Here is a 2,367-nt window from a genome sequence, read left to right as displayed (position 1 = left end):
TAGCTCATGGTCTTGTAGCGTATAAGCTTGGGGATAATACAGCTAAAATGTCAGGAAGGCTAACTTTTAATCCTATTCCACATATAGACCCTATGGGTTCAATAATACTTCCAGCTATTTTAATACTGTTTAAATCTCCAATTCTTTTTGGCTGGGCTAAACCGGTTCCTATAAATCCTATGAATTTTAAGAAGTTAGGATATAAAAAAGGTATGGCGTTAACTGCTGCTGCTGGTCCTTCAGTTAATTTTTTATTTGCTTTTATATTTGGTATTCTTTATCAACTTTTCAGTTCTGAAGGATTTTTAACTACCATAGCTTCATTTTTAGGTGTAGGGCTTGTAAAGTCCATAATTTTACCATTGTTAATATTTTTTAAGTATAGCGTAATGATAAACGTAATTTTAGCTCTTTTTAATATATTACCTATTCCTCCTCTTGATGGTGGTAGAGTGTTAATGAGTTTACTTCCTTATAATATGGAAAAAAAGCTTGAACCTTTAGAGCAATATGGCTTTATAATAATTGTGGTTTTACTTTTTGTGGGGGCTTTAAACTACATAATACTTCCTCCATACATGTTCTTGATGAATTTATTTCTTGGAGGTTAATATGAAAGCGGCATATTATGATAAACACGGAAGTTATGAAAATATAAAACTTGAGGAGTTTCCTGTACCAGATATAAATGATAATGAAGTTTTAGTTAAAGTAAAAGCTTTTTCTTTAAACCATCTTGACATATGGGTAATGGAAGGAAAGTATCCAGTTGAAATACCTTTGCCTCATATTTTTGCTTCTGATGCTTCAGGTATTGTGGAAAAAGTAGGTAAAAATGTTGAAAATGTAAAAGTCGGAGATGAAGTTATAGTTTATCCTGGACTTTCCTGTGGGTATTGTGAGAAATGTTTATCAGGAAAAGACAATGAGTGCAGTCAGTTTAGAGTTTTAGGCGTTTTAGAAAACGGTGTATCTGCTGAGTATGTTAAAGTTCCTGCTGTTAATGTATTTAAAAAACCGGAAGGTATTACTTTTGAAGAAGCTGCATCTATTGGTATAACTTATACAACAATGTGGCATTCCATTATAACAAGAGGTGGTATAAAACAAGGAGATATAGTTTTAATACATGGCGGTGGTTCTGGGGTAGGGACAGCAGGTATTCAAATAGCAAAGGCATTTAATGCAACTGTCATTACAACAGTAGGAGATGACTGGAAAGTTGAAAAAGCAAAAGAAATTGGAGCAGATTATGTTATTAACTATAAAAAAGAGGATTTTGTCCAAAAGGTAAAAGAAATAACAAATGGAGGGCTTTGCGATATTGTAGTTGACCATATAGGAAGTAATACTTTCAATGGTTCGTTAGAATGCGGTAAAAAAGGCTCAAAAGTTATAACTTTTGGAACTACAACAGGAGCTGAAGTTAATATAAATTTAAGGAAAATTTTTGGGAAAAATCAGACTATTCACGGCGTTTATATGGGGACAAAAGGAGAAGTGTTTGATTACTTAAAGTTATTCCCTCATATTTTAAAGCCTGTTATAGATTCAGTATTTAGTTTTAAAGACGTAAAAAAAGCATATGAAAAACTTCTAAGCAGGCAGTTTTTTGGAAAGATAGTGGTGAAAGTGGATTAAGATGAGTGTCGTAGAAAAAAATTTATTAACAATAAAAGAAGCTTCAAAATGGGCAAGCAAGTTTTTAAAAAGAAATATAACGGAAAGTAATATTTCTTATTTGGTAAATTATGGAAAAATTAATAAATATGGAGAAAATGGAAAAACTTTAATTTCTCTTCAAGAACTTAAAGATTACTATGAAAAAAATATTTTAAATAAAGAAAAAAAGATAAAAGAAAAATTAGGTGATGAGATAAATTGGGAGTTATCATTTGACTGGATACCTGAAAGAGAAAGAACAAAACACGTTCACAGGCTACATCCATATAAAGGTAAATTTATTCCTCAACTTGTTGAATATTTTTTAAAAAGATATTTTAAGGAAGGCGATATAGTTTTAGACCCATTTGTTGGTAGTGGGACAACGCTAATTCAAGCAAATGAAATGAATATCCACAGTATAGGGATAGACATATCTGAATTTAACACAATAATAACAGAGGTAAAATTTGCAAATGTAAACTTAGGAGAACTCCAGAGAAAAATAAAAGAAATTTTGAAAAGTTTGAAAATATATGAAGAAAACAATCAAATTTTAGAATTTGAGAAAGAACTTAAACAACGGTTAGAGCAATTCAATAAAATTAATTTCCCATCTCCAGAATTTAAAAAAGAATTCAGAGAAGGAAAAATTGCAAAAGAATACTTAATAGAAAAACAAAATGAATTTTTACAAATTTATCA

At 30.4% G+C, this 2,367-nt stretch carries 3 protein-coding genes; all 3 read left to right on the top strand.

From position 1 onward, the window contains the following. Positions 1-611: site-2 protease family protein (locus HG1285_RS04380; protein ID WP_008288648.1), on the top strand; the 611-nt coding region annotated here is incomplete at its 5' end. 1 nt (position 612) lies between these two features. After that, positions 613-1,641: a zinc-binding dehydrogenase gene (locus tag HG1285_RS04385; protein WP_008288646.1), complete on the top strand. Its 1,029-nt coding sequence runs from the start codon at positions 613-615 to the stop codon at positions 1,639-1,641. Between the two features lies 1 nt (position 1,642). Continuing rightward, positions 1,643-2,367 (top strand): DNA methyltransferase (locus tag HG1285_RS04390; protein ID WP_008288645.1); only part of this gene is annotated, 725 nt, incomplete at its 3' end.

The sequence above is a fragment of the Hydrogenivirga sp. 128-5-R1-1 genome, assembly GCF_000171895.1.
This window is presented reverse-complemented; position numbering and strand designations above follow the sequence as displayed.

Excerpts from the sequence above, each read along its gene's own strand:
- HG1285_RS04385 (WP_008288646.1), top strand. The coding sequence starts at position 613 with ATGAAAGCGGCATATTATGATAAACACGGAAGTTATGAAAATATAAAA.